The organism is Janthinobacterium sp. BJB446, assembly GCF_002735655.1.
GTDB lineage: Bacteria > Pseudomonadota > Gammaproteobacteria > Burkholderiales > Burkholderiaceae_D > Janthinobacterium > Janthinobacterium lividum.
Window position 1 is genome coordinate 660,817 of record NZ_PDZK01000001.1, and the last position, 23,366, is coordinate 684,182.

At 64.7% G+C, this 23,366-nt stretch carries 22 protein-coding genes; 7 read left to right on the forward strand and 15 right to left on the reverse strand.

What is annotated here, in order from left to right; genetic code table 11:
- Positions 1 to 13 precede the first annotated feature (13 nt).
- Positions 14 to 1,666 (reverse strand): Na+/H+ antiporter, encoded by a 1,653-nt coding sequence (locus tag CSQ92_RS03025; RefSeq protein ID WP_034782883.1) that lies wholly within the window; start codon positions 1,664 to 1,666, stop codon positions 14 to 16.
- A 207-nt stretch (positions 1,667 to 1,873) separates the two neighbouring features.
- Here CSQ92_RS03025 and CSQ92_RS03030 point away from each other — a divergent pair, with 207 nt between their 5' ends.
- The 4 genes from CSQ92_RS03030 to CSQ92_RS03045 all read left to right on the forward strand — a co-directional run bounded on the left by CSQ92_RS03030 (position 1,874) and on the right by CSQ92_RS03045 (position 6,828).
- Positions 1,874 to 3,172, forward strand: coding sequence for a cytochrome c (locus CSQ92_RS03030; RefSeq protein WP_099393200.1), 1,299 nt, complete (start codon positions 1,874 to 1,876; stop codon positions 3,170 to 3,172).
- 26 nt (positions 3,173 to 3,198) lie between these two features.
- On the forward strand, positions 3,199 to 3,666 hold the full coding sequence (locus CSQ92_RS03035; RefSeq protein WP_099393201.1) for a (2Fe-2S)-binding protein: 468 nt from the start codon (positions 3,199 to 3,201) through the stop codon (positions 3,664 to 3,666).
- Complete coding sequence (locus tag CSQ92_RS03040) at positions 3,659 to 5,977, forward strand: xanthine dehydrogenase family protein molybdopterin-binding subunit (RefSeq protein ID WP_099393202.1); 2,319 nt, start codon at positions 3,659 to 3,661, stop codon at positions 5,975 to 5,977. The genes CSQ92_RS03035 and CSQ92_RS03040 overlap by 8 nt, the downstream gene beginning before the upstream one ends.
- Before the next feature lie 185 nt (positions 5,978 to 6,162).
- A complete protein-coding gene (locus CSQ92_RS03045; protein ID WP_052140159.1) occupies positions 6,163 to 6,828 on the forward strand; it encodes a dienelactone hydrolase family protein in 666 nt (221 codons plus the stop codon).
- A 9-nt stretch (positions 6,829 to 6,837) separates the two neighbouring features.
- Here CSQ92_RS03045 and fghA read toward each other — a convergent pair whose 3' ends face one another.
- From fghA to CSQ92_RS03070, 5 genes are all read right to left on the reverse strand, one after another.
- The gene (fghA, locus tag CSQ92_RS03050) at positions 6,838 to 7,704 is read right to left on the reverse strand and encodes an S-formylglutathione hydrolase (RefSeq protein WP_099393203.1); all 867 of its coding nucleotides are present in this window, start codon (positions 7,702 to 7,704) and stop codon (positions 6,838 to 6,840) included.
- 72 nt (positions 7,705 to 7,776) lie between these two features.
- The gene (locus tag CSQ92_RS03055) at positions 7,777 to 8,331 is read right to left on the reverse strand and encodes a hypothetical protein (RefSeq protein WP_099393204.1); all 555 of its coding nucleotides are present in this window, start codon (positions 8,329 to 8,331) and stop codon (positions 7,777 to 7,779) included.
- The gene (locus tag CSQ92_RS03060; protein ID WP_099393205.1) at positions 8,331 to 9,194 is read right to left on the reverse strand and encodes an NAD-dependent protein deacetylase; all 864 of its coding nucleotides are present in this window, start codon (positions 9,192 to 9,194) and stop codon (positions 8,331 to 8,333) included. The genes CSQ92_RS03055 and CSQ92_RS03060 overlap by 1 nt, the downstream gene beginning before the upstream one ends.
- A gap of 48 nt (positions 9,195 to 9,242) precedes the next feature.
- A complete protein-coding gene (lepB, locus tag CSQ92_RS03065) occupies positions 9,243 to 9,914 on the reverse strand; it encodes a signal peptidase I (protein ID WP_034782876.1) in 672 nt (223 codons plus the stop codon).
- A 223-nt stretch (positions 9,915 to 10,137) separates the two neighbouring features.
- Positions 10,138 to 10,689 carry a GNAT family N-acetyltransferase gene (locus CSQ92_RS03070; RefSeq protein WP_099393206.1) on the reverse strand — a complete coding sequence of 184 codons (552 nt, stop codon included), beginning with the start codon at positions 10,687 to 10,689 and terminating at the stop codon, positions 10,138 to 10,140.
- Positions 10,690 to 10,768: 79 nt separating this feature from the next.
- Here CSQ92_RS03070 and CSQ92_RS03075 point away from each other — a divergent pair, with 79 nt between their 5' ends.
- Positions 10,769 to 11,161: a VOC family protein gene (locus tag CSQ92_RS03075; RefSeq protein WP_099393207.1), complete on the forward strand. Its 393-nt coding sequence runs from the start codon at positions 10,769 to 10,771 to the stop codon at positions 11,159 to 11,161.
- Position 11,162: 1 nt separating this feature from the next.
- On the opposite strand, the gene CSQ92_RS03080 is transcribed toward CSQ92_RS03075, so the two are convergent.
- Complete coding sequence (locus tag CSQ92_RS03080) at positions 11,163 to 11,747, reverse strand: DinB family protein (protein ID WP_099393208.1); 585 nt, start codon at positions 11,745 to 11,747, stop codon at positions 11,163 to 11,165.
- 158 nt (positions 11,748 to 11,905) lie between these two features.
- Between CSQ92_RS03080 and CSQ92_RS03085 the strand changes: the two genes are divergently transcribed.
- The gene (locus CSQ92_RS03085) at positions 11,906 to 12,904 is read left to right on the forward strand and encodes an HDOD domain-containing protein (protein WP_099393209.1); all 999 of its coding nucleotides are present in this window, start codon (positions 11,906 to 11,908) and stop codon (positions 12,902 to 12,904) included.
- A 40-nt stretch (positions 12,905 to 12,944) separates the two neighbouring features.
- Here the strand turns inward: CSQ92_RS03085 and CSQ92_RS03090 are convergent, their stop codons facing one another.
- The 8 genes from CSQ92_RS03090 to CSQ92_RS03125 form a co-directional block, all read right to left on the reverse strand.
- A complete protein-coding gene (locus tag CSQ92_RS03090) occupies positions 12,945 to 13,646 on the reverse strand; it encodes an ABC transporter ATP-binding protein (protein WP_034782870.1) in 702 nt (233 codons plus the stop codon).
- A 4-nt stretch (positions 13,647 to 13,650) separates the two neighbouring features.
- Positions 13,651 to 14,364 (reverse strand): ABC transporter ATP-binding protein, encoded by a 714-nt coding sequence (locus CSQ92_RS03095; protein ID WP_099393210.1) that lies wholly within the window; start codon positions 14,362 to 14,364, stop codon positions 13,651 to 13,653.
- Complete coding sequence (locus CSQ92_RS03100) at positions 14,357 to 15,319, reverse strand: branched-chain amino acid ABC transporter permease (RefSeq protein WP_099393211.1); 963 nt, start codon at positions 15,317 to 15,319, stop codon at positions 14,357 to 14,359. The genes CSQ92_RS03095 and CSQ92_RS03100 overlap by 8 nt, the downstream gene beginning before the upstream one ends.
- Positions 15,316 to 16,188 carry a branched-chain amino acid ABC transporter permease gene (locus tag CSQ92_RS03105; protein ID WP_034757323.1) on the reverse strand — a complete coding sequence of 291 codons (873 nt, stop codon included), beginning with the start codon at positions 16,186 to 16,188 and terminating at the stop codon, positions 15,316 to 15,318. Before CSQ92_RS03105 ends, CSQ92_RS03100 begins: the two co-directional genes overlap by 4 nt.
- Positions 16,189 to 16,292: 104 nt before the next feature.
- Positions 16,293 to 17,459, reverse strand: coding sequence for an ABC transporter substrate-binding protein (locus CSQ92_RS03110; RefSeq protein ID WP_034782864.1), 1,167 nt, complete (start codon positions 17,457 to 17,459; stop codon positions 16,293 to 16,295).
- Between the two features lie 60 nt (positions 17,460 to 17,519).
- Entirely contained in the window at positions 17,520 to 19,058 is a 1,539-nt protein-coding gene (locus tag CSQ92_RS03115; RefSeq protein ID WP_099393212.1) for a class I adenylate-forming enzyme family protein, read from the reverse strand.
- An 11-nt stretch (positions 19,059 to 19,069) separates the two neighbouring features.
- Positions 19,070 to 20,224 (reverse strand): acyl-CoA dehydrogenase family protein, encoded by a 1,155-nt coding sequence (locus tag CSQ92_RS03120; RefSeq protein ID WP_034782861.1) that lies wholly within the window; start codon positions 20,222 to 20,224, stop codon positions 19,070 to 19,072.
- Positions 20,225 to 20,263: 39 nt separating this feature from the next.
- Positions 20,264 to 21,088, reverse strand: a complete 825-nt coding sequence (locus tag CSQ92_RS03125; RefSeq protein ID WP_099393213.1) for an IclR family transcriptional regulator — start codon at positions 21,086 to 21,088, stop codon at positions 20,264 to 20,266.
- A 277-nt stretch (positions 21,089 to 21,365) separates the two neighbouring features.
- Between CSQ92_RS03125 and CSQ92_RS03130 the strand changes: the two genes are divergently transcribed.
- Positions 21,366 to 23,363, forward strand: coding sequence for a TonB-dependent receptor plug domain-containing protein (locus tag CSQ92_RS03130; RefSeq protein WP_099393214.1), 1,998 nt, complete (start codon positions 21,366 to 21,368; stop codon positions 23,361 to 23,363).
- Positions 23,364 to 23,366 lie beyond the last annotated feature (3 nt).

The following is a 23,366-nucleotide window of genomic DNA, read 5'->3' on the forward strand; positions in this document are numbered from 1 at the left end:
TGCCAAAGTGTTGCTATTCTTCCAGTGTCGCTTCCAGCAAGTCGATTTCGCGCAGCAGGCGCAAATGGATGGTGTCGTCCAGTTCGCCCGAGATGCGGCGGCGGAACAGTTCATCCCGCTCCGCATTCAGCGCTTCCAGGCGCAGCGCCCGTTCGGCCTTGGCCAGTTCCTGCAGCCGCATCGCTTCGTCGTTGCTGCTTTCGCCATACGCGAGGCGGCGCCGGTAGGCTTCGATCAGGCGGTTGGCCGCCTCCGTGACGACTTGCTGCTTGTCATTTTTGTCGATGCCTTCGCACACTTTTTCCAGCCGCGCGATGGCCGCTTCGGCGGCAGCGGCACGGGCATTGCGCTCTTCCGTCGAACGGCGCGCGGGCGGCGCGAACACGAGGCCCTTGGTCAGCAGGGGCAAGGTGACGCTGGCCAGCAGCAGCGACAATAAGATCACGCCCATGGCCAGGAAGATGACGAGGTCGCGCGCGGGAAAGCGCGTGCCGTCGGGCAAGAACAAGGGCAGGGTCAGAATGCCGGCCAGGGTCAGCGCACCGCGCACGCCCGCGAACGACGCCACCAGCAGCAGGCGCAGGCTGGGGCGCGCCAGCAGCGCCGCGTCCTTCGGTTCGCCCGCCATTTTCTTGTGGTGCTTGAACAGGGTCAGTTTCATGGAAATGAAGACCCAGAGGAAGCGCATGAAGGTCAGTCCCACCGTGATGGCGATGACGAACAGCGGCAGTTTCCAGGCGCTGCCGGCGCCAATTTCGGCGGAGGCGGCCGGCAAGCCGGCAACGGTGGTGGGCAGCTGCGCGCCCAGCATGACGAAGATCACGCCATTCAAGACCAGTTGCACGGTATCCCACACGGCCTTGCGCTGGGTGCGCGTGGCGGCCAGCGGACGGCCGATCAGGTCGGCGTAATGCATGGACACGCCCGCCGTGGCGGCGGCCAGGATGCCGGAACCGTGGATTTGCTCGGCGCCCAGGTAGGCGGCGAACGGGATCAGGATGCTGATGAGGATTTGCAGGCCCGGCTCTTCGCCGACCTTGCTCACCAGCCATTTATTCGCCAGTCCCACGCCCCACGAGATGGCCAGGCCGATGATGATGCCGCCGCCCGCTTCCTGCAGGAAACTCAGCGAGGCGGCGCCGATGGAAAAGCCGCCCGTCATCATGGCGCCCACGGCAAACGTGAAGCAGACGAGGCCCGACGCGTCGTTGAGCAGGGATTCACCTTCCAGGATATGCATCAGGCGCGGCGGGATCGGGTTGCCGGCGGCGATCGCCGACACGGCCACGGGGTCCGTCGGCGAGAGGATGGCGCCCAGCGCGAAGGCGACGGCCAGCGGCACGCTGGGGATCAGCCAGTCGATGAAAAAGCCCATGCCCAGCACGGTAAACAGCACCAGGCCGATGGCCAGCATCAGGATCGAACGGGCGTCGGAAAAGAAGGCGCCCTTGGGGATGCGCCAGCCATCGAGAAACAGCAGTGGCGGGATGAAGAGCAGGAAGAAAATGTCGGGATCGAGCGGCACTTGCACGCCAAACACGGCCAATCCCGTGCCGCCGGCGATCTGGATCAAGGGCAGCGGCAGCTTGACCCAGCGCGAGCGGGCGAGAAAGCCGCACAGGACGACGGTCAGAACGAGGATGAGGATGATGGTAACGGTATGCATGAAGGAGCGGCGGCGTGCTGAAACGCTGATTATAAGGCGCGGCCCGCCTGTAGGCACCGCCTGCGTGTCATTGCGTACATACAACAAGTCACAATCGCGGTAAGATTGCCACTGTGGCCCTGCTGCCGCCGCCGTTGGCCGGCGGCTGGTCGCCTTGCTTGATATCTTTGCTGTTACCCTGGCCTTTACTTTTCACTGGTTCCTGTTTTGCTCAAGAAAATCTTCACCGGACTGCTGCTGTCGCTGGCATTGCTCATCGTGGCGGCCCTGGCCGCGTATCTGTATTACTGGCGCCCCGCGCTGGCGCCCATCGATCCGCCTGCCGCCACAGCATTTTCCCCGCAAGTGGTGGAACAGGGCCGCATCCTGGCCGGCATGGGCAATTGCGCCGCCTGCCATACGGCCAAGGGCGGCGCCGATTACGCGGGCGGCCACGGCCTGGCCACGCCGTTCGGCACGATTTACGCGACGAATATCACGCCCGACAGGCAAACGGGCATCGGCCGCTGGTCGCTGGCCGCCTTCCAGCGGGCCATGCGCGAAGGCGTGGGCCGCGATGGCGCGCATTTGTATCCCGTCTTTCCATACACCCATTTCAACCTGGTCTCGGATACGGACCTGACGGCCTTGTACGCGTATGTCATGACGCGCCCGCCCGTGTATGCGGTGGCGCCCGCCAACAGCGTGCCGTTTCCCCTGAACCTGCGGCCGCTACAGGCGGGCTGGAAGCTGCTGTTTTTCAAGCCAGCGACTTTCCAGCTTGATCCTGCACAAGGACTGGACTGGAACCGGGGTCGCTATCTGGCCGAAGGCCTGGCCCATTGCGCCGCCTGCCACACGCCGCGCAATGCGCTGGGCGCCGAGCTTGCCGGTTCGTCCTATCTGGGCGCGCCCATCGACCACTGGTATGCGCCGGCCTTGACCAGCGCCAACACGGCGCCCTTGCCATGGACGCAAGACGAGCTGTACGCCTTCCTGCGCACGGGGGCGACGGCCCTGCACGGCGTGGCGGCAGGCCCCATGTCGGCCGTCGTGCATGAAGGCATGGGCGCCTCGCCCGACAGCGATATCCGCGCGCTGGTAACGTATTTTGCCGGCGTGGCCGGGGCAGAGCAACGCCAGGTGGATACCGATACCGTGGTCAAGGCCGGCATCGCCCGCTCGCAGCGCGTCAGCCTGGTCGACAATGACCGTGGCGCCAGCCTGTACGTGGCCGCCTGCGCGTCGTGCCATTCGAACAGCGACGGCCGACCCGTGGCCCTGCGCCCGGAACTGAGCCTGAACAGCGCCGTCAGCGCGCCCGATCCCGCTAACCTGATCCAGGTGATATTGCACGGCATCAGCAAGGATGCCGCCATGCCCGGCGTGCTGATGCCCGGCTTTGCCGCCTCGCTGACGGACAACGACGTGGCCCAGCTGGCCGCCTATCTGCGCCGCAGCCGCAGCCACCAGCCGGCCTGGACGAACCTGGAAGCGGCCGTGGGGCGCGCGCGCGCCGGCAAGTAATTCTTGAAAGTTTCTTAAAAATATCTATGTATAACATTACCGTGAATGGCCAACCCTTCGGCACCGAGGCCGATGCCGAGACGCCCCTGCTGTGGGTGCTACGCGACGAAGCCCGGTTAAAAGGCACGAAGTTTGGCTGCGGCATCGGCATGTGCGGCGCCTGCACCGTGCACGTGGATGGCCGCGCCATGCGCTCCTGCATCACGCCGATTGCCGCCGTGGCCGGCTGCGCCATCACCACCATCGAAGGCCTCTCGCCAGACGGCACGCACCCGCTACAGCAGGCGTGGCTCGCCACGCAGGCGCCCCAGTGCGGCTATTGCCAGTCGGGCCAGATCATGCAGGCAGCCACCCTGTTGAAAGACTATCCGCAGCCGACGGATGCGAATATCGATGCCGTCATGAGCGGCAACCTGTGCCGCTGCATGGCATATGTGCGCATCCGCAAGGCCATCAAGCTGGCGGCCGGCATGTCGGAGGCGCCCGGTGTTTAAGCTGCCAAAAGAAACTACCAGTGCCCGTCCCAGCCCGCTGAGCCGGCGCGGTTTCCTGATCGCCGCCGCCGGCACGGGTTTTACCCTGGCCTTCTTGCGGGCCGACAGCTCCTTGGCCGCCGGCAAGGCGGCGCCCGTGCCGCCAGAACAAGGCATCGCGCCTGTGTTCGATCCCGGCATCTGGTTCCAGATCGGCCGCGACGGCATCGTCACCGTCAATATCGCCAAGGCGGAAATGGGCCAGCACATCGGCACTGCTCTGGCGCGCATCGTGGCCGAGGAGCTGGAAGCGGACTGGAGCAAGGTGCGCCTGCATTACGTGGACACGGACCCGAAGTGGGGTTTGATGGTGACGGGCGGCAGCTGGTCCGTCTGGCAGAATTTCGACCCGCTCAGCCGTGCCGGTGCGGCCGGGCGCCTCGCGCTCGTCGAGGAAGGCGCGCGCCTGCTGCGCGTGCCCGCGTCCGCCTGCCACGCCAGACTGGGCGTCGTGCATGGCCGGGGGCGCTCGATCAGCTATGGCGACATCGTGCGCCGTGGCAAGCTGGCGCGCCAGTACACGCCCGAGCAATTGAAGGCCATCGTGCTGAAAACGCCGCCGCAGCGCAGCCTGATCGGCCAGCAGGTGCAGGCGCTGGACATCCCCGCGAAGATCAATGGCACGGCCGTGTACGGCATCGATGCGGAGGTCGAGGGCATGCTGTTTGCGCGCCCGAAGATCCCGCCCACGCGCTATGGCTCAAAAGTGGTGTCCATCGATGATACGGCCGCGAAAAAGGTCAAGGGCTACCTGCGTTCGTTCGCCTTGCAGGACCCTAGCGGAACGGTGCCCGGCTGGGTCATGGTGGTGGCTGAAACGTATGCGGCCGCCATGCGCGCGGCCGAGCTGGTGCAAGTGAAATGGCGGGCCGGCGCGGCGGCCCACGTGGCGGAGCAGGATATCCTCAACTATGGGGCCAAGCAGCTGGCCGATGCCAGCCTGGGCGCCCGCGTGGTCGATGATGATGGCGTGGAGCAAGCGTTCCACGATGCCAGCCTGCAGCTGGAACGCCACTACACGACCAGCACCGTGCTGCATTTCCAGCTGGAACCCGTGAATGCCGTGGCGCAGGAAATCGACGGCGTCTGGCACATTCATGCGGGCAACCAGTGGCAATCCCTGATCCTGCCCGTGCTGGCGCAAGCATTGAAGGTGCCCGAGAGCAATGTCATGCTGCACACCTATATGCTCGGTGGCGGCTTCGGGCGGCGCCTGAATGGCGATTATTGCGTGCCGGCCGCGCTGGCCGCGCAAGCCGTGGGGCGCCCCGTCAAGATGATTTGCACGCGGGCCGACGATGCCCGTTTCGATTCGCCCCGTTCACCATCCGTGCAGCATGTACGCATGGCCTTCGACGACGCCGGCAAGGTGTCGGCGATGGTGCACGAAGCGAGCGCGGGCTGGCCCACGCAAGCCATGATCCCCGCCTTCCTGGCCAAGGATAAGCAGGGCCATCCGTATGACCCTTTCGCCATCGCCGGCGCCGACCACTGGTACACGGTAGGCGCGCAGCGCGTGCGGGCCGTGTCGAACGACCTGGCCAACAGCAGTTTCCGCCCCGGCTGGCTGCGCTCCGTGGGGCCCGGCTGGACGAATTGGGCCGTGGAAAGTTTCATGGATGAGGCGGCGCAGGCGGCCAAGGTCGATCCGCTGGCGTTCCGTTTGTCCTTGCTGCAGGGCACGGGGCGCAACGCGGGCAGCGCGCCGAACGCCGTCGGCGGCGCCGCGCGCCTGGCCCGCGTGCTGCAGCGGGTGGCGGACAAGGCAGGCTGGGGCAAGGCCATGCCGCCCGACACGGGCCTGGGCATCGCCGCCACGTTCGGCCAGGAACGCGACATGCCCACCTGGACGGCCTGCGTCGCGCGGGTCAAGGTGGACCGCAGCACTTGCATGGTGAAAGTCGAAAAATTGTTCATGGTGATCGACGCGGGCAGCATCGTCGACCCCGATGGCGCGCAGGCGCAGGCGGAAGGGGGCGCCTTGTGGGGCGTGAGCATGGCCTTGCATGAAGGCACGGCCTTCCTGAATGGCGAAGTGAAGGACACCAACCTGAATACCTATACGCCCCTGCGCATGGCCGACGTGCCCGAGCTCGATATTGAATTCGTTGCCAGCACGGCAACTTCGACGGGCATGGGCGAACCGCCCACGACGGCCGTGGCGCCCGCCATTGGCAACGCCATCTTTGCCGCCGTGGCCTCGCGCGTACGGCATTTGCCGATCCGCCCGGAAGCCGTGCTGAAGGGGCTGGACCGGCACGGCGCCGTGTAGTCTTGCCATCCTGCTTTCCTGGCGGCGGTGCGCGAACGGCTGCGCAGGAATGGCTGCGGGCTGCTACACTGAGGTTAGCCGCCCCGGGTATGCAGGCTGTGCCCGTCCCGGCAAGATCAGCGTAAAATCAGCGCACAGCTCGACTTCAGCTTTAGCTTGATCCCAGCTCGATTGCGGAGGCAACCATGCAAGAACAATTTGTCAGCATTACGGCCGATGAACTTCAACTGGATGGCGTGCTTGAAATGCCCGAGCGGCCGGTCGGCATCGTCCTGTTTGCCCACGGCGCAGGCGCCGACAGCGACTACCTGGGCGCCTCCAGCCACGCCACTTCCCAGGATTTCTTGCGAGCGGGCATTGCCACCCTGCGCTTCGACCAGGGCGGCGTCGGGCCTGGCGGCGGCAGCAATGGCCACGCGTATTTCGTGCGCAGCGATATCGTGCTGCTGGCGCGCCAGCTGGAAAAAGCCCTGGGCTGGCTGCAGATGGACGCGTCCACGCGGCGCTTGCCCTGCGGCTTGTATGGCTATGGCACCAGCGCGGCCGTCGTCATGCAACTGGCGGCCTGGCGCAGCGCGGAAATCGCAGCGCTGGCCGTGTGCGATGGCCAGGTGGAAATGGCGGGCAAGGCGGCGCTGGAAAATGTGCGCGTGCCATCGTTGCTGATCGTGGGCGGGCGCGATCCCGACGTGGCTGGCCTGAACCGCATGGCGTTCGCCACCTTGCGCTGCGACAAACAACTGGAACAGATCGCCGCACCCGGCGGCCCCGACACGCGCCACCAGGCGGCCTTGCTGGCCACGGATTGGTACACGCGCCATTTCAACGGGCATACCAGCACGTCGCAGTAGCGTGGCAGATCAGGCGGCGCGCAGGTTCTTCGCATGGAAGCGCACATGCTCTTCCATGAAGCTGGCGATGAAGTAATAGCCGTGGTCATAGCCGGCATGGCGGCGTAGCTGCACAGGCTGGCCGGCGTCGCGGCACGCCGCTTCGAAGACTTCGGGGTACAGTTGCTCGGGCAGGAATTTGTCGGCCAGGCCCTGGTCGATCAAGATGCCATCGGGAAATGATGCTGGCTGCCCCTGCCGGCCGCGCATCAGCGCGCTGGCGTCGTACTGCTGCCAGCTGGCTGCATCGCTGCCCAGGTAGCCTGTGAACGCTTTCTTGCCCCATGGACATTGGCTCGGTGCGGCGATGGGGGCGAAGGCGGAGACGGAGCGGAACAGTTCCGGGTTGCGCAAGGCCAGCACCAGTGCGCCATGGCCGCCCATCGAATGGCCGAAGATGCCCGTGCGTTGCGCATCGATCGCCAGTTCCTGCTCCAGCAGGGCGCGCAATTCCAGGATGTAGCTGTACATGCGGTAGTGGCTGCTCCACGGCGCCTCGGTGGCGTCCACGTAAAAGCCCGCGCCCACGCCGAAATCCCAGGATGCGCTCTCGCCCGCGATGTTCGCGCCACGGGGGCTGGTATCGGGAGCGATCAGGATGAGTCCTTCTTCTGCCGCCACGCGCTGCGCGCCGCCCTTGATCATGAAGGTTTCTTCCGTGCAGGTCAGGCCGGCCAGGTAAAACAGGGCGGGACGTTTGGTGCTGACCGTGGCGCCTGGCGCCGTGTCGGGAATGAAGGCCGAGAAACGCATGGGCAAGCCGATGGCTTGCGCGTCGTGGCGATAAAAGCGTTGTACGCCGCCAAAACAGGCGTGTTCACTCAACAGTTCCAGCATGAATTCTCCTCGTTAATCTCACAGTATAGCCAGAGTGGCAGGCGGCTGGAATAGCAGAGCGGCAAGCACGCGTCACCATTTGCAGCCGCTGTCGCCCGTTGCGCCTTTCAGCAGGAAGGGCAGCTTGGTCAGGCCGGCGAATTCCACATTGCCCAGCCGCGGCTTGTAATCGTTGTCGCATTTGGGCCGCGCGGCGCTGGCGATGGCTTGCGCCGTCCTGTCGCTGGACGTCAGTGCTGGCCCGGTGATGGATGGGCCAGTCTGGCGTGCCGCTTCCCTGGCCTGGCGTTTCAAGGCGTCAAGGTCGAGCGCAGCGGGAGGCGGCAATGCGGCTGCCACGTCGCCAGCGGCAGCGGGTGCGGGCATTGCTGCGGACACCGGCGCGGGCGTGATGGCTACCGTATGCCGGGGCCGTGCCTGGCTTTTTGAGATTGCTGGCGGCAGGGGTTGCGCGGGCGGCGTCACGGGGGCCAGCAACAGCAGTTGGGTGCTGCGCTGTGGCAGCAACGGTGGTGCCGGAAGCTTGTTTGAACGCAGCACTTGCCATAGCAGCACATGCAGCAGCACGGCGATGCCGGCACCGGCCAGCATGCGTGCCGATTCCCGTGGCAACGGCGGGGGCGCCATCAATCGAGCATGGCCGCGACCAGCGGCAGGATGTCCTGTGCCGGCGCTTCGGTCTTGAATGCCAGCAAATGGTCGGCGCGCGTCTTGCCCAGGTTGATGGCGGCCACGGGCTTGCCCGTTTCGGCCGCCATGCGGCACAGGCGAAAGCTGGAATACACCATGACGGATGAACCCACCACCAGCAGGGCGCCAGCTGCCATCATCTTGCGCTCGGCTTCGGCCGCGCAGGCGGCGGGCACGCCATCGCCGAAAAACACCACGTCCGGCTGCAGGGTGCCGCCGCAGCGGGGGCAGGCGGGCACGTGGAAGGTGGCCAGTTGCATTGGTTCCAGCAAGGCATCGCCATCGGGCGCCGGCGTGGCCGTGGCGCCCAGCAACTGCGGATTGTCGCGTTCGAGCTGATCCTGGATCAGGCGGCGCGTGTGGCGGGTATGGCAATCGAGGCACACGACGCCATGTATGCTGCCGTGCAACTCCGTGACGGCCGGACTGCCCGCTTGCTGATGCAGGCCATCCACATTTTGCGTGACCAGGCCGCCTATTCTCTGGCGCCGGGCCAGTTGCGCGATGGCCAGGTGACCGGGATTCGGCACGGCCCGCGCCAGGGTCGGCCAGCCCACCATGCTGCGCGCCCAGTAGCGGCGGCGCACGGCTTCCTGGCGGCGAAAATCGGGACCTTGCACGGGCGCGTTGCCGCGCCGCACGCCCTCCGTGTCGCGGTAGTCGGGAATGCCGGACGCCGTGCTGATGCCGGCGCCCGTCAGCAGCAGCACGTCGGGATGGCGTTGCAGGAACTGCGCCAGCTGATCGAGGGCGTGGTGGCTGCTGGCTGGCTGCTGGCTGGCGAAGGAAAAATTTTGCATGATGCGCCATGCTAACCGAAAAGCAGGGCGCCGTTGCAAGGGCGATATTTACTCCAGTTTCATGCCGAAGCGCTGCAGCCGCGGCTGCCAATGTTCCTCGATATTGGCCGAGACGAGGATGCGCTCGGCCTTGCCGATCAGCAATGCACGGGGCACGAAGCCGAAATAGCGCGAGTCGGCGCTGTTGTCGCGGTTATCGCCCAGCATGAGAAAATGGTCGGCCGGCACCGTCACGGGGGCAAAGCTGCGCCGCGCGCCAGCGATTTGCGGCAAGACCTGGATGCGGTGCTGCTCGGTCTGGTTGCGTTCGCTGATGCGCTGGGCCGTCAACTGGCCCACGTGGGCGATGGTTTCCGGCGCCGTGTCGAGCGCCGTGTACTGGGCAGGCTGGCCATTGATGACCAGCTGCTCATTGCGCATTTCCACCGTGTCGCCGGGCAGGGCGATGATGCGCTTGATCAGGCGCGTGCCGTCTTTTGGTGAAGAAAAGGTGACGATATCGCCCCGCTGCGGTTCGCCCAGGCGCTGCAGCACGATATCGGTGAGCGGCACTTTCAGGTTGAAGGCCAGGCGGTTGACGAAAACCACGTCGCCTTCGAGCAGGTTGGGGCGCATGGACGCCGACGGTATCGGATTCCAGTCCGCCACGGCCGTGCGGAACACGCCGAACAGCAGGAGGAACATCAAAAAACCTTTGTTGGCGCGCATCCATGTGCTCATGTCGGCTCTTTCGCTGGGCTGTGCCCGTGATGGTGAAGGGAGTCGCCATTGCTGCTGGCGACCTATTCACGATGCACGGCGAGGCTGAAGCCAGTCTTAAATGGCGCCAATGCGGCCACCAATGCGCAGGTGAATGGCGGGGATGGCGTACCGCTGTTGCGTGCACGCATCACTACGCCGGCTTCAGCGATGCAGGCGCTTGTCGTGCATGCCATCCCACAGCTCACCAAGCGCCACCAGCCATGGTTTGCGTGTTGCGCCGTTCAAAATACAGCAGGTCCGACCAGGCATCCTGGAAGCGCATGGCTTTTTCCGAGCGGCCATACTGGTGAAAGCCGTTGCGCCGCATGACGGCGACCGAGCCCAGGTTTTGCGGCCGCGCCGTCGCTTCCAGGCGCCACAGTTCCAGTGTGCCGAACGCTTCTTCCAGCAGCAGGGCGACCACGCGCGTGGCGTAGCCGCGTCCGCCGAACCGTTCGCCGATGCGGTAGCCGAGCGTTGCCTTGTTGAAATAGGGGCGCGTGACGGCCGTCAGATTGACCCGGCCGATGATTTGCCCGTCCAGTTTTGCCAGGTACTGGTAAGCGAGGTCTTGCTGGCGCTCGCGCTGCGCCTGCTCGATGGCGGCGGCGATGGCTTCCAGGTGGTAGTAGGATGGCGCGCGCGCCGTGACCCAGTTTTCAAAATACGCGCGGTTTTCCAGTTCGAAGGCCAGCAAAGCGGGAAGGTCGCTGCTGGCCGGCGGGTGTAGCTGAAGGCGGTCGAGGTCTGGCATGGGAGCGTGTCGGAAAGCGATGCGCCATTATAATCAGCTGGCGCATTTCGCCGCACATCTGAATTCATGAAGGAGCAGCATGCTGTCCCATATCTGCCTGGGAACCAACGACTTTCCCCGCGCCTACGCCTTCTACACGGCTCTGCTGGGAGAACTCGGTTTGATCGAGAAATTTCATGACCCCGTCAAGCCATGGGCAGGCTGGATGGCGCACGACGCGCCGCGTCCCTTGTTCGTGTTGACGGCGCCGCATGACGGCTTGCCGGCCGCGCCCGGCAATGGACAGATGACGGCCCTGCTGGCGGCCAGCCGCGCCCAGGTGGACCGCTGCCACCAGGCCGTGCTGGCGCTGGGCGCCGCGTGCGAAGGGCCGCCCGGCTTGCGGCCCCATTACCACGCCCATTACTATGGCGCCTACTTCCGCGACCTCGACGGCAACAAGCTGTGCGTGTGCTGCCACACCGAGGAATAGTTCAGCGCTGGCCCCAGATATCTTCCTCTGTCCAGCCCAGCTCCGCAAAATCCTGCGCCCGCTCGTCCGCTTCGCCGGCGCAATAGAATTCGTCGAGCTGCGGCGGTGCGATGCGCGTGCCGGCCAGCATGGCGTGCACTTGCCCCCGGTGGTGGATCTGGTGCTGGAACAGATGCGACAGCATGCGCTGGCGCGTGTCGACTTGCGGCGTGTCGCGCAGGATCGTCACGGGCCGCGCCAGGTCCGCGTCGCACAGCCTGCGGCAATGGGCGATCAGACGCGCGTCGGCTGCATGCTGTGCCGCCTGCAGCGTGGCGCAGTCGGTAAATGGCTCATCCTGTTCAAAGAAGACATAGCAGTCGGCATGGGGCGCTTCGCCGCGCAGCTCGCGTTCGAGCGCATCGAGATAAAACCAGTCGCATGTGAGGATGTGGTTCAGGGTGGACTGGATGGTGGGGAAAAAACTGACGCGCGTGGCCTGAAATTCGGCCAGACTTAGCTCGCCGCAGGCTTTCAGCAGGCGGTGGTTGGCCCAGGCGTTGTTGTACGCCTGGCTGGTGACGTACTGGGCCAGCATGTTGCTCATGATGTACCTTGCAAAGAGGGGGAACTGCCAGAGCGCCACTGTAGCACTTTGCGGCAGGTGGACCAAGCCGGCCACGCCCGCCGCACCGGCACGGCTGTCATCAAGTAAAATCGCGCAGCGGATGTCGCGATAGTGATGCATATAAGGCTGGAATAGCAATGGGTTGGATAGGAAAATTACTGAACGGCGGCGACGAAAAAAACAAGCTCGCGCCAGCCACGGCAGGGGCGGCACCCGAGATGGCACGGCAGCCAGCCACCATCACCGAAATCGATGCCATCTACTACCGCTGGCTGGCGGCCGCGGGTGCGACGCAGGCGACAAAGCAGGCCGAACAGCAGATGCTGGATGAATTGACGCGCCTGGCCAGTGAACCGGTCGCCGGCGCCGCGCTGGTGCCGCGCATTCCGGCCATCATTCCGCAGTTGATGCGTACCTTGCAAAATGAAAACATGAGCGCGGCCGAGCTGTCGCGCCAACTGGCCCAGGACGTGCTGCTGGTCGCCGAGGTCTACCGCGAAGCGAACCGGCCACGCTACCATTCGCGCTACAACGCCAGCCCGTCGATCAACAACATGGAAGGCGCCATCATGCTGCTGGGGCAAAACGGCATGCGCATGCTGCTCGCCCGCGTCGCCTTCCGTCCCATCGTCAGCATGCAGAGCGGCGGCCTGACCATACGCACGGCGCCGCTGATCTGGCGCCAGTCCGAGAAATGCGCGCTGGCGGCCAACCTGGTCGCACCGGCCATGCAGGCCAACGCCTTCGATGCCTATCTGGCGGGACTGATGGCCAATGTCGGCCTGGTGGTGGCATTCCGGCTGATCGACCAGATGCATGCGCCCGATGCCTTTCCGCAATCGGACGCCTTCATTGCCCAGGTGTTTGTGCAAGCGCGCATCCTGTCGGTACGGATCGCCGAGTTATGGGAGTTTCCCGAGTCCGTGACCCGCGCGATCGGGCATGCCGGCGTCGATGCCCAAGCCGATGCCGATCCGCAGGCGCGAGCGCTGTCGCTGGGAGATCGCTTGAGCAAGCTGCGCATGCTGGTCGATACTGGCCGCTTTCCTGCCGACGATCCCTTCGTGATGACGGGATTGAGCAAGGCCGAGCTGCAGGTGTTCGACAAGCTGGCCGACGAGGACGACGAGGAGTGACGGCCGCAGGCCGTCACGATGGGCATGCGGCGGATATCGCTCAGCGCGCAAAATAGAGTTCGTGCAGGTGATCGAGATCGACCTCGGAAGCCGCCTGCGACAGCGCTACTTTGCCGCTTTGCATCAGGTAGACGTGATCGGCCACGCCCACGGCACGCGCCGTGTTCTGTTCGACGAGGATGATGGTGCGCCGGCCGTCGTTCAGGCGCGCGAGGATCTCGAACAGCTCGTTGACCACCAGCGGCGCCAGGCCCAGCGATGGTTCGTCGATGATCAATAGCGACGGGTCGGACATCAAGCCCCGCGCCATCGCCAGCATCTGCGCCTCGCCGCCGGACAGTGATCCGGCCAGCTGCTTGCGCCGTTCGTGCAGGCGCGGGAACATGGCGTAGGCTTCGGCCAGGCGCGCCGGCATGTGGCTGCGGTGCTCTTTCGGAAACGCGCCCATGATCAGGTTTTCTTCCACGCTCATGTCGCGAAATGTCATGCGGCCCTCGGGGATCATGGTGACCCTCGCGTCGCTCATCTTCCACGTGGGCGTGCCGTTGATGGCCACGCCATCGAGCGCGATGCTGCCCGCGCCCACGGGCAGCAAACCCATGATGGCGCGCAGCAGGGTGGTCTTGCCGGCCCCATTCGGGCCGATGATGGTGGTCAGCTTGCCCTTCTGGATCGACAGCGATACATCCCACAGCACATTGATGGCGCCATAGCCGGCGCGCAGTTTACTTATGTCAAGCATCGTTTCAGGCATGCGCGGCTCCCGTATAGCTTTCGATGACGGCCGGATCGCGGAACACGGCATCGGGCGTGCCGTCGGCGATCAGCTGGCCAAAATTGAGCACGGCCACGCGCTGGCACAGATTGCTGATGGTTTCGATGTCGTGCTCGATCATGACGATGCCCACGCCAAAGGCCGCGTGCAAGTCCTTCAGCATGCCCATGAAGCGGCGCTTGCCGTTCGTTTCCAGGCCGGCCAGCACTTCGTCGAGCAGCAGCAGCTTTGGATTGGTGGCCAGCGCCTTGGCCACTTCCAGCGCCTTGAGTTCCGTCAGCGCCAGTTCGCTGGCCGCGTCGCGCCCGGCCTTGTCCGCCAGGCTGGTGAAGTCGAGGATTTCATCGATCTTGCGCGGGTCCACCTTGCCGGTGCCGAAGCGCTGCGCCACGATGAGGTTTTCGCGCACCGTCAATTCATGCATCGGTTGCGGAATCTGGAAGGTGCGGCCCAGCCCCAGGCGGGCGCGCTGGTACATGGGCGTGGCCATGATGTCGCGCCCCTCGAAGCGGATGCTGCCGCTGGTGGGGCGCACCAGGCCGGAGATCGCGTTGAACAGGGTGGTCTTGCCGGCGCCATTCGCGCCCACCAGGCCGATCACGTCGTGGCTGCCCACGTTCAGGGTGACGGAATCGACGGCCGTCAGGCCGCCGAAGCGCACGCAGACATTATCGAGTTCAAGCATGTTGTTTCTCCTTCGCTTTGAACGCCTTGCGTAGCAGCGGCAGCAGGCCGTTCGGACTGAAGACGATCATCGCCACCAGCAGCACGCCCAGCACCAGCTGGTGGCCCGTGGGAATCAGCGATTTGAAAATCAGCTGGTCGACCAGGTAGACCACCACGGCGCCCAGCACGGGGCCGAGGATGGTGCGGTAGCCGCCGAAGATGGCCGCCACGATCGGCAACGTCACCCACAGGCTGTTGAAGGCGTAGTCCGGCTCCAGGAAGTTGATGTAGTGGGCGTTGAAGGCGCCGAACAGGCCCGCCATGAAGGCCGACACGAGCAGCATGGCGCCTTTCAGCAAAGTGCTGTTGACGCCGACGACGCGCGTGGCGTCTTCGCTGTCGTGCATGGCGCGCAGGGCGATGCCGTAGTGGCTGGCGCGGATGCGGCTGTAGGCAAACGCGCACGCCACCACCAGGGTCAGCACCACCAGGTAGGCGCCCGTCTTGCTGGCCAAATCGAAGCCGAGGACGGTGGGCAAGGTCGGGATGTTGTTGATGCCGCCGGCGCCGCCCGTCACGGAACTCCATTCCGTGGCCAGGATACGGAAGATGTGGGCGTAGGCGAGGATGGCCAGCGCAAAATACGGCCCGCGCAGGCGCAGCACGGGCAGCATGATGACGGCGGCGATGGCCGCGCCCACGCCGCCCAGCAGCATGGCGGCAAACACGGGCAAGCCCAGTTTCACGGTAGCGAGGGCGGAGACATATGCGCCCACGCCGAAGAAGGCCGCATGGCCGAAGCTGACCATGCCGCCCAGGTTACCCAGCAGGGCCCAGGACATGGCCACGCCGCCGATGATCAGGGCCGCCACCACCATGCTCATCACATACTGGTTGCCGCCCAGGGCCAGCGGCACGGCGATATAGGCGGCCAGCAGCAGGGCCGCCGTGGACATCAGTGAAGTACGGCTCATCCGCGCCTCCGTTGTGCGCCGAACAGGCCGTTCGGCATGATGAACAGCACCAGCAGGAACAGCACCATGCCGGACAATTCCTGCAGCGCGGAGCTGGCCAGGGTGACGGTCAGCGCTTCGGCCACGCCCAGCAGCACGGCGGCGAGCAGCACGCCGGGTATCGAGCCGATGCCGGCGAGGACCGTGATGATGAAGGCTTTCACCGTCAGCGCGCCGCCGTAGGCAGGCTGGATCACGCCATAGCTGAACAGGGCGACGCCGGCAAACGCAGCCAGGATGCCGGCGACTAAAAAGGAAACCAGTTCCGTGCGGCCCGGGTCGATGCCCATCAGCTTGGCCGCGTCGCGGTTGCTGGAGACGGCGCGCACGGCGCGGCCATACCAGCTGGTGGACAGCCAGCGCCACAGGGCCGCCATCAGCACCAGGCTGACGCCAAAGAAAATCACTTCGCTGCGCATGCTGAAAAACGGACCGATCTCGATGCCTTCCTGCAGCCAGCTCGACGAGGTCGACCGGATGTCCGCCTTCCATACGAGCAGGATGAAATTGGTGAGGATGACGCCGATGCCATAGGTGAGGATCAGCGAATTGATTTCGCGGTCTTTCTTGATGCGGCTGACGATCAGGTACACGCCCACGGATGTGAGGCTGACGATCACCAGCGCGATGGGAATGGCGAACATGGGCCCCAGGCCCAGGCCCGACTCCACGCTGTAGGCGATGTAGGCGGCCAGCAGCACCAGCTCGCCGTGCGCCAGGTTGATCACTTTCATGGTGCCGAAGACCAGCGCCAGTCCCAGTGCGATCAGGGCGTAGGAGCCGCCCTGCAGCAAGCCAGAATACAAGGCTTGCAAGATTAATTCTGTCATGTCGTCATCCCGTCAGGCTTTCCTGGCGCATCGCGAAGATGCACCAGGACCGCCGTTCATCGGTGCACGCCTGGCAGGCGTGCGCGTGTGCAGCGGGAGGCTGCCTACCAGGGCAGGGCTGGATAGGCCAGCTTGCCCGTGGCGTGTTCCTTCGGCCAGACGATCACCACTTTCTTGTCCTGGTGCTGCGCCATGCGGTGCACGAAATTCTGGTTGTCGCCATTGGCGGCGAACTGCACCCGGCCGATCAGGGTTTCACGGTCCGTCTTGCGCATTTCCTCGGCCACGCCGCCTTTCTTGAGCGTGCCCTTGTCGGCCGCGCGCGCGATGGCTTCGAACAGCAGCATCGATTGCACATAGCCGAACTGGCCCAGGTAGTCGGGCTCCTTCTTGTACAACTGCTTGTAGGCGTCGCTGAAGGCCTTGCCGTCGGCCGTCTTGAATTCCGTGGGGAAGGGCAGCAGGGCCGTGCCGAACACGTTCGGCATCAGGTCGGGGAAGTCGGCCGCCATTTTCGGCGTGGCCAGCGACCACACGCCCACCATGGCCTTGATCTTCGGCTTCAGGACGCGGGCGGCGCGGATGATGCCCACGTAATCGTTTTCGTAGCCGACCATGGCCACCACTTCCGATTTATCCTGCAGCTTGATCTTGTTGATGATGGGCTTGAAGTCGGTAATGGCCGGGTCGAACGAGTGCGTCGTCACTTTTACGCCTTTGGCGGCCAGGGCCTTTTCCACGTCTTTCGCCAGGCCCGTGGTGGCGTCCTTGGTCGAATACACGATGGAGACAGACTTGGCGCCCACATCCTGCAGCAGTCCCAGCATGGCTTTTTCGTAGCCGGCCGTGTTATTGATGCGGAAAAAATTCTTGCGCCCGCTGGACACCAGGCTGTCGTCCACGCCGCCCGAGGTGATGTAGACGAGGCCCAGTTTATTCGCCGTGTCCGAGGCGGGCGAGATATTGTTCGAGCCATAGCCGCCCGTGATGGCCACCACACCCTGGCTGGCCAGCTTTTCCACGGCGGCGATGGCCTTGGCGGGCGCCGATTCGTCGTCGACGGTGATGATCTTGATGGTGTGCTTGCCGTTGGTCTTGTTGAATACCTCGGCCGCGACCATGATCCCTTCCTGCATGCCTGCGCCGACCCGCGCCAGGTTGCCCGTCAGCGGGATTTCCGCGCCGACCAGAAATTCGTCGGCGCTGGCCTGTGCCATCCAGGCGCTGGCAACCAGTGCTGCCATGGCGATGCGTGTATAGGTGCGTTTCATCGTGTCTCCTCCGGTGATGTGGCTTGGTTTTATTGTCTTGTCTGGTACAGCATGGTCAACTTATCGTGCATTCTGCGCCATTTGCCGCAGCTGCCCCTTTAAAATCTTGCCCGTGGCGGCCGCTGGCAGCGCTTCCATGACGATGATGGCGGATGGGCACTTGTACGGCGACAGGGTCTGTGCCAGCCATGCCTGCAATTCTGCCATGCTGGCGGGCTGGCGCGGGTCCAGTTCCACGTAGGCGATGACGTCCTCGTTGCCATCGGCGAGGGTGCGCCCCACTACGGCCGACTGCACCACCGAAGGGTGGGCGTTCAGCGCCGTTTCCACTTCCAGCGGATACACATTGAAGCCGGAGCGGATGATCAATTCCTTGGTGCGTCCCACGATGAACAGCGCGCCGTCTGGATCCTGGCGCGCCATGTCGCCCGTATTGAGCCAGCCGCCGTCGCGCATGGTGGCCGCCGTCATGGCCGGTTCGCGGTAATAGCCGGCCATGACGTTCGGCCCGCGTATCCACAATTCTCCCGGCTCGCCCGGCGTCACGTCCGTACCGGCCAGGTCCACCACGCGCACTTCCACGCCCGGGATCGGCATGCCGACGGAATCGTCGCGTCGCGGCGCTTCCAGGCGGGTCTGGCTGATGGTGGGCGCGCTTTCCGTCATGCCGTAGCCATTGTGCAGCGCGGTACCCAGCAGCTTTTCCACGTCGCGCTTGAGCGATGGCGCCAGCGGCGAGCCGCCCGCATACGCAAAGCGCAGCCGCGTGGGCAGCGGCGTATCGGCGCCGCCCAGGGTTTGCAGCAGCTTGGCGTACATGGCGGGCACGCCCTGCACGATGGTCAAGCCATCGTCTTTCAAGGCCGAGAGCAGGCCATCGACGGAAAAGCGCGGCACCAGATACAGCGCGGCGCCCGCATACAGGGTGCCCAGTGCCACCGAGGCCAGGCCGTACACGTGCGAAATCGGCAGCACGCCATACGCGCGGTCGCTGCGCGTCAGGCCCCGCAATGTGCTGGAGACGGCGGCGATGAACAGCAGGTTGCGGTGCGTGAGCATCACGCCTTTTGACTGGCCTGTCGTGCCCGTCGTGTAGATCAGCGCGGCCACCTGTTCGTTGCCGGGAACCGTGTCTTCCGCGATGGCGGCGTCGTTCAATTCGCCGGCCAGCAGCTCGCCCATGCCATCGACGGTGACAGGGCGGGCGCCGCGCCGCGCCGCATGCGCGGCCGCTTCCGGCGAGGCGCCTGCCAGGAACAGCACACGCCGCGCGGAACTGTGCGCGGCGATGGTATCGATCTCGCGCGCCGACAGACGGGCATTGACGTTGACGATCCACGCATCGATGCCGGCGGCCGCGAAGATCAGCGCCACCTGCAGCGCGCCATTCTCTCCCACCACCATCAGGCGGTCGCCGGCGCGCACGTCGAGGTTGCGCAGCAGCTGCGCTGCACTTTCCACGCTCTGCTGCAGCTGCGCGTAGGTCCAGCTGCGGCCACCTTCATGCAGCGCCGGCGCGTCCGGCGCGCGCGCGGCCCAGTAGGCAGGGATGGCCGACAGGCGCGCCGGCAAGCCGGCCAGCAGGGTGGGGATGTCCATCGCGGCCTCCTTCACTTTTGCGCTGCCTTGATCATGTTGCGGGCGATGACGATCTGCTGGATCTGCGTCGTGCCCTCGTAAATGCGGAACAGGCGCACGTCGCGGTAGAAACGCTCGGCCGCGTATTCGCTGATGTAGCCGGCGCCGCCGTGGATCTGCACGGAGCGGTCAGCGACCCTGCCGCACATTTCGGAGGCGAACAGCTTGCAGCACGACGCTTCCGTCGAAATGTCTTCCTTGTTGTCGCGCCGGCGCGCCGCGTCGAGCACCATGCTGCGCGCCGCGTAAATCTCCGCCTTGCTGTCGGCCAGCATGGCCTGGATCAGCTGGAATTCCGCGATGGGCTGGCCGAACTGCTGGCGCTCCATCGCATACGCGAGGGCGTCGGCCAGCATGCGCTCGGCCGCGCCCACGCAGACGGCGGCGATGTGCAGCCGGCCCTTGTCGAGCACTTTCATGGCCGTCTTGAAGCCCACGCCTTCCTTGCCGCCGATGATGTTCGCGGCCGGCACACGGCAGTTTTCAAAGATGACGTCGCAGGTATGTGCGCCTTGCTGGCCCATTTTTTTATCAATCTTGCCCAGCGAGAGGCCGGGCGTGTCCTTTTCCACGATGAAGGCGGAAATCGCCGAGGCGCCCCGCTTGACGGGATCCGTGCGCGCCATGACGGTAAAGATGCTCGCTTCTGGCGCGTTGGTGATATAGCGCTTGCTGCCATTGAGGATGTAAAAGTCGCCGTCGCGCACGGCCGTCGTGCGCAGGGACGCCGCGTCGGAGCCCGATCCCGCTTCCGTCAGGGCGAACGAGCCGATGATCTCGCCCGCCGCCAGCTTGGGCAGATAGTATTGTTTTTGCGCTTCCGTACCGTCGATAACAATGCCTTGCGAACCGATGCCGTTGTTCGTGCCGATCAGCGAGCGGAAGGCGGGCGAGGTGCGGGCGATTTCGAAAGCGACCCTGACTTCCTCTTCCATGCTCAGTTCCAGGCCGCCGTAGGCTTCCGGGATGGACAGGCCGAACAGGCCCAGTTCGCGCATCTGCGCCACGATGGCGGGCGGGATCGTATCCGTTTCGGCCACCAGCGCCTCGTTCGGCACCAGCACTTCGCGCACGAAACGGGCGATGCTGTCGAGCAGGATGTTCAGGGTTTCTTCGTCGCGTATCATCAGGGTCCTCGGAGGCGATATTGAGAGGGGGCGCGCAGTCTAACCGCGGCCCAGGTTTTTTTCCACTGTCTTGACCAGGGCGACCAGGCGCGGTCCCAGGTCCGATTCGAGTTTTTCGCGCGACAGCAGGAAGGCGGGGCCGCCGCAATTGAAGGCCATCACCTGTTCGCCATCGGCACCCAGCATGGGCACGCCCACGGCATGCACGTCGTTCTGCCACTCGCCGGCCGAGATGCAAAAGCCCCGGTCCTGGTAATCCTTGAAGCCTTGTTCGATACCGGCCTTGATGCGCGGCCAGCGTTCCGTCTCGTGCACGCGCGCATGGTCCATCAGGTAGTCGCGTTCGGCCTGCGGCAGGATGCACAGCAGGGCCTTGCCCATGGCCGTCGTCATCAGGGGGATGCGCGAACCGACGTCGAGGCGCAGGGTGACGTTGGCGCTGCTGCGGCACGTTTCCACGTACACCATGCTGAGACGGTCGCGCGTGCCCAGCGAAACGGAGGCCTGCGCATGCTCGGCCAGTTCTTCCATCAGCGGGCGCGCCATCTTGCGCACATCGAGGTTCGACAGCATGCGGTAACCGAGGGCCAGCACGCCGGCGCCCAGCTGGTACTTGCCCAGGCTGTCCGAATAATTCAGGTAGCCGAGTTTGGTGAGGGTGTAGGTGAGGCGCGAAATCGTCGGTTTCGGGATGCCCGTGCGCCTGGCCATGTCCGCATTCGACAGGAATACTTCGCCGGGGCGAAAGCAGCGCAGTACTTCCAGCCCGCGCGCCAGCGCGTTGACGAACTGGCGGTCCTTGCCTTCCTCCTCGTCGCTGAAGACGATGAGTTCCGGATCTGCTGCGGTCTGAATATTTATCATATTTGCATTCATTTTCAGGCTCCCTGGAAATCAGTTTGCCTAGCCAAAATCGGCGTGTCAACCATTTTGTGAAACATTCGTTCGCACAGCGAAATGCTGCGCTGCATGAATTTTTCTCGGAAAATTGACCTGCGCAGGCGTTTTGGCGCTTGTCGCTTGAGCCTCGTTATATACGTCTGTATATTGCGCTGTTGGGTGACGGCCGCCGCAAGAGTGGCCGCTTTTTTGAGTATCGCTATATGAGACTCTATATAACGACAGTAGAAAGATCGAAACGATGTTGAAACAGGTATTGGCAGGTGCCGTGATGCTGGCGCTGGCGCACATGGCACAGACGGCGCGGGCGCAGCAAATCGCCGGCAAGGACGAGGCGGCGCCGTTCGTGCTGGGCACGGTGACGGTGATCGGCCAGCGCGAGCAGGCAGGGCAGATGGAACAGCAGGTGGGGGCGCAAGTGAGCCGCGCCGAGATGCGCCGCTTCAACCGCGACAACGTGGGCGATGCTCTGAATTTGCTGTCCGGCGTGTCGCTGTCGACCAATGCGCGCAATGAGAAAACCGTCGCCATCCGCGGCTTCGACTCGCGCCAGGTGCCGCTGTACATCGACGGCATTCCCGTCTACGTGCCGTATGACGGCTATGTCGATTTCAACCGCTTCACCACCAGCGACCTGGCCGCCATCCAGGTGGCCAAGGGTTTCAGCTCCGTGGCCTATGGGGCCAATACCTTGGGCGGCGCCATCAACCTGGTGTCGCGCAAACCGTCCGCGCGGCTGGAAGGCGATACGTCCATCGGTTTCGGCTCGGGCAGCGAGCGCCAGGTGTCGGCCAACGTGGGCACGAACCAGGGCCTGTGGTATCTGCAGGCGGGCGTGTCGTACATCGACAGCGACGGCTTTCCCCTGTCGTCCGATTTCCGCCCGACGGCCACGGAAGATGGCGGCACGCGTAACAACGCCTACCGCAAGGACCATAAATTCTCGTTCAAGGTGGGCCTGACGCCCGATGGTGCGCGGGCGGGCGATGAATATGCGCTCAGCTACTACAAGCAGCATGGCGAGAAGGGCCAGCCGCCATCGACGAATCCCGTCGGCGCGCGCTATTGGCAATGGCCGTACTGGAACAAGGAAAGCGTGTACTTCGTCTCGCAGACGCGCCTGGGCGACGCCGAGCGCCTGAAACTGCGCCTGTACCACGACAGCTATGACAATGAAATCACCTCCTACACGAACGGCAGCTACGCGACCCTGAAAACCAGCGGCCAGGGCAGCGTCAGCGGCGGGCGCAGCATCTATAACGACCGCACGAACGGCGGCGCGGTGGAACTCGAATCGTTCCGCCTTGCCGCGCACAGCCTGCGCTTTGTGGCCAGCTACAAGGCCGACGAACACCAGGAACTCGATGCCAAGGGCGTGCGCACCACCTGGTACAAGGATGCCCTGTGGACCCTGGGTGCGGAAGACAGCATTGCCCTCAATGCGGCGACGGAACTGTCGCTGGGCGTGTCGCGCAACGCACTGCGCCCGGACACCGTCTACAGCGCCGGCAACGCGTATACCTTGCCGGAGAATCAATCGGCCACCGACCTGCAGGCGGGCCTGTTCCACAAGACCAGTCCTGATGCGAAGGTGTACGCCACGGTGGCGCGCAAGTCGCGCCTGCCGACCCTGAAGGACCGCTATTCGCAGCGCCTGGGCACCTATATTGAAAACCCGAACCTGCGCGCCGAGGAAGCGCTTAATTATGAAGTGGGCTACCAGGCAAGCGTGCGCGGGCTGGCGCTCGGTGCCGCCCTGTTCTATAGCGACGTGAAGGACAAGATACAGAGCGTGGCGAATGTGGCGGGTGTGCGCGCGCAGATGCGCAACGCGGGCAGGGCGCATATCAGCGGCGTGGAGCTGGGCTTGCGCGGCCGCGCCGGCGCGTGGCTGGATTGGGGCGGCAATTACACCTACACGGAGATGAAGAACGTCAGCGACCGCGCCATCCGCCTGACGGACGTGCCGCGCCACAAGCTGACGGCGCATGCCGTGCTGCACGCGGCGCGCCAGCTCGATGTGGTGGCCATCGCGGAAGCGAACAGCGGGCGCTGGGTCTCGAACACCCTGGAACTGGGCGGCTTTGCCACCGTCAACCTGAAGGCCGTGTACCGCCCCTTGCCGGCCTTGACCCTGGAAGCGGGCGTGAGCAACCTGGCTGACCGCAACTACGCGCTGGCCGACGGTTTCCCCAGCGCGGGGCGCACCTGGCTGGCCAATGCGCAATACCAGTTCTGATTT

What these genes read in the sequence shown, in the direction of transcription:
- CSQ92_RS03110 (WP_034782864.1), bottom strand. Translation starts at nt 17,459, where the DNA reads ATGAAACGCACCTATACACGCATCGCCATGGCAGCACTGGTTGCCAGC.
- CSQ92_RS03035 (WP_099393201.1), top strand. Translation starts at nt 3,199, where the DNA reads ATGTATAACATTACCGTGAATGGCCAACCCTTCGGCACCGAGGCCGAT.
- CSQ92_RS03025 (WP_034782883.1), bottom strand. Translation starts at nt 1,666, where the DNA reads ATGCATACCGTTACCATCATCCTCATCCTCGTTCTGACCGTCGTCCTG.
- CSQ92_RS03105 (WP_034757323.1), bottom strand. Translation starts at nt 16,188, where the DNA reads ATGACAGAATTAATCTTGCAAGCCTTGTATTCTGGCTTGCTGCAGGGC.
- CSQ92_RS03115 (WP_099393212.1), bottom strand. Translation starts at nt 19,058, where the DNA reads ATGGACATCCCCACCCTGCTGGCCGGCTTGCCGGCGCGCCTGTCGGCC.
- fghA (WP_099393203.1), bottom strand. Translation starts at nt 7,704, where the DNA reads ATGCTGGAACTGTTGAGTGAACACGCCTGTTTTGGCGGCGTACAACGC.
- CSQ92_RS03055 (WP_099393204.1), bottom strand. Translation starts at nt 8,331, where the DNA reads ATGGCGCCCCCGCCGTTGCCACGGGAATCGGCACGCATGCTGGCCGGT.
- CSQ92_RS03075 (WP_099393207.1), top strand. Translation starts at nt 10,769, where the DNA reads ATGCTGTCCCATATCTGCCTGGGAACCAACGACTTTCCCCGCGCCTAC.
- CSQ92_RS03060 (WP_099393205.1), bottom strand. Translation starts at nt 9,194, where the DNA reads ATGCAAAATTTTTCCTTCGCCAGCCAGCAGCCAGCCAGCAGCCACCAC.
- CSQ92_RS03095 (WP_099393210.1), bottom strand. Translation starts at nt 14,364, where the DNA reads ATGCTTGAACTCGATAATGTCTGCGTGCGCTTCGGCGGCCTGACGGCC.
- CSQ92_RS03125 (WP_099393213.1), bottom strand. Translation starts at nt 21,088, where the DNA reads ATGATAAATATTCAGACCGCAGCAGATCCGGAACTCATCGTCTTCAGC.
- CSQ92_RS03045 (WP_052140159.1), top strand. Translation starts at nt 6,163, where the DNA reads ATGCAAGAACAATTTGTCAGCATTACGGCCGATGAACTTCAACTGGAT.
- CSQ92_RS03120 (WP_034782861.1), bottom strand. Translation starts at nt 20,224, where the DNA reads ATGATACGCGACGAAGAAACCCTGAACATCCTGCTCGACAGCATCGCC.
- CSQ92_RS03100 (WP_099393211.1), bottom strand. Translation starts at nt 15,319, where the DNA reads ATGAGCCGTACTTCACTGATGTCCACGGCGGCCCTGCTGCTGGCCGCC.
- CSQ92_RS03130 (WP_099393214.1), top strand. Translation starts at nt 21,366, where the DNA reads ATGTTGAAACAGGTATTGGCAGGTGCCGTGATGCTGGCGCTGGCGCAC.
- CSQ92_RS03080 (WP_099393208.1), bottom strand. Translation starts at nt 11,747, where the DNA reads ATGAGCAACATGCTGGCCCAGTACGTCACCAGCCAGGCGTACAACAAC.
- CSQ92_RS03090 (WP_034782870.1), bottom strand. Translation starts at nt 13,646, where the DNA reads ATGCTTGACATAAGTAAACTGCGCGCCGGCTATGGCGCCATCAATGTG.
- CSQ92_RS03070 (WP_099393206.1), bottom strand. Translation starts at nt 10,689, where the DNA reads ATGCCAGACCTCGACCGCCTTCAGCTACACCCGCCGGCCAGCAGCGAC.
- CSQ92_RS03085 (WP_099393209.1), top strand. Translation starts at nt 11,906, where the DNA reads ATGGGTTGGATAGGAAAATTACTGAACGGCGGCGACGAAAAAAACAAG.
- lepB (WP_034782876.1), bottom strand. Translation starts at nt 9,914, where the DNA reads ATGAGCACATGGATGCGCGCCAACAAAGGTTTTTTGATGTTCCTCCTG.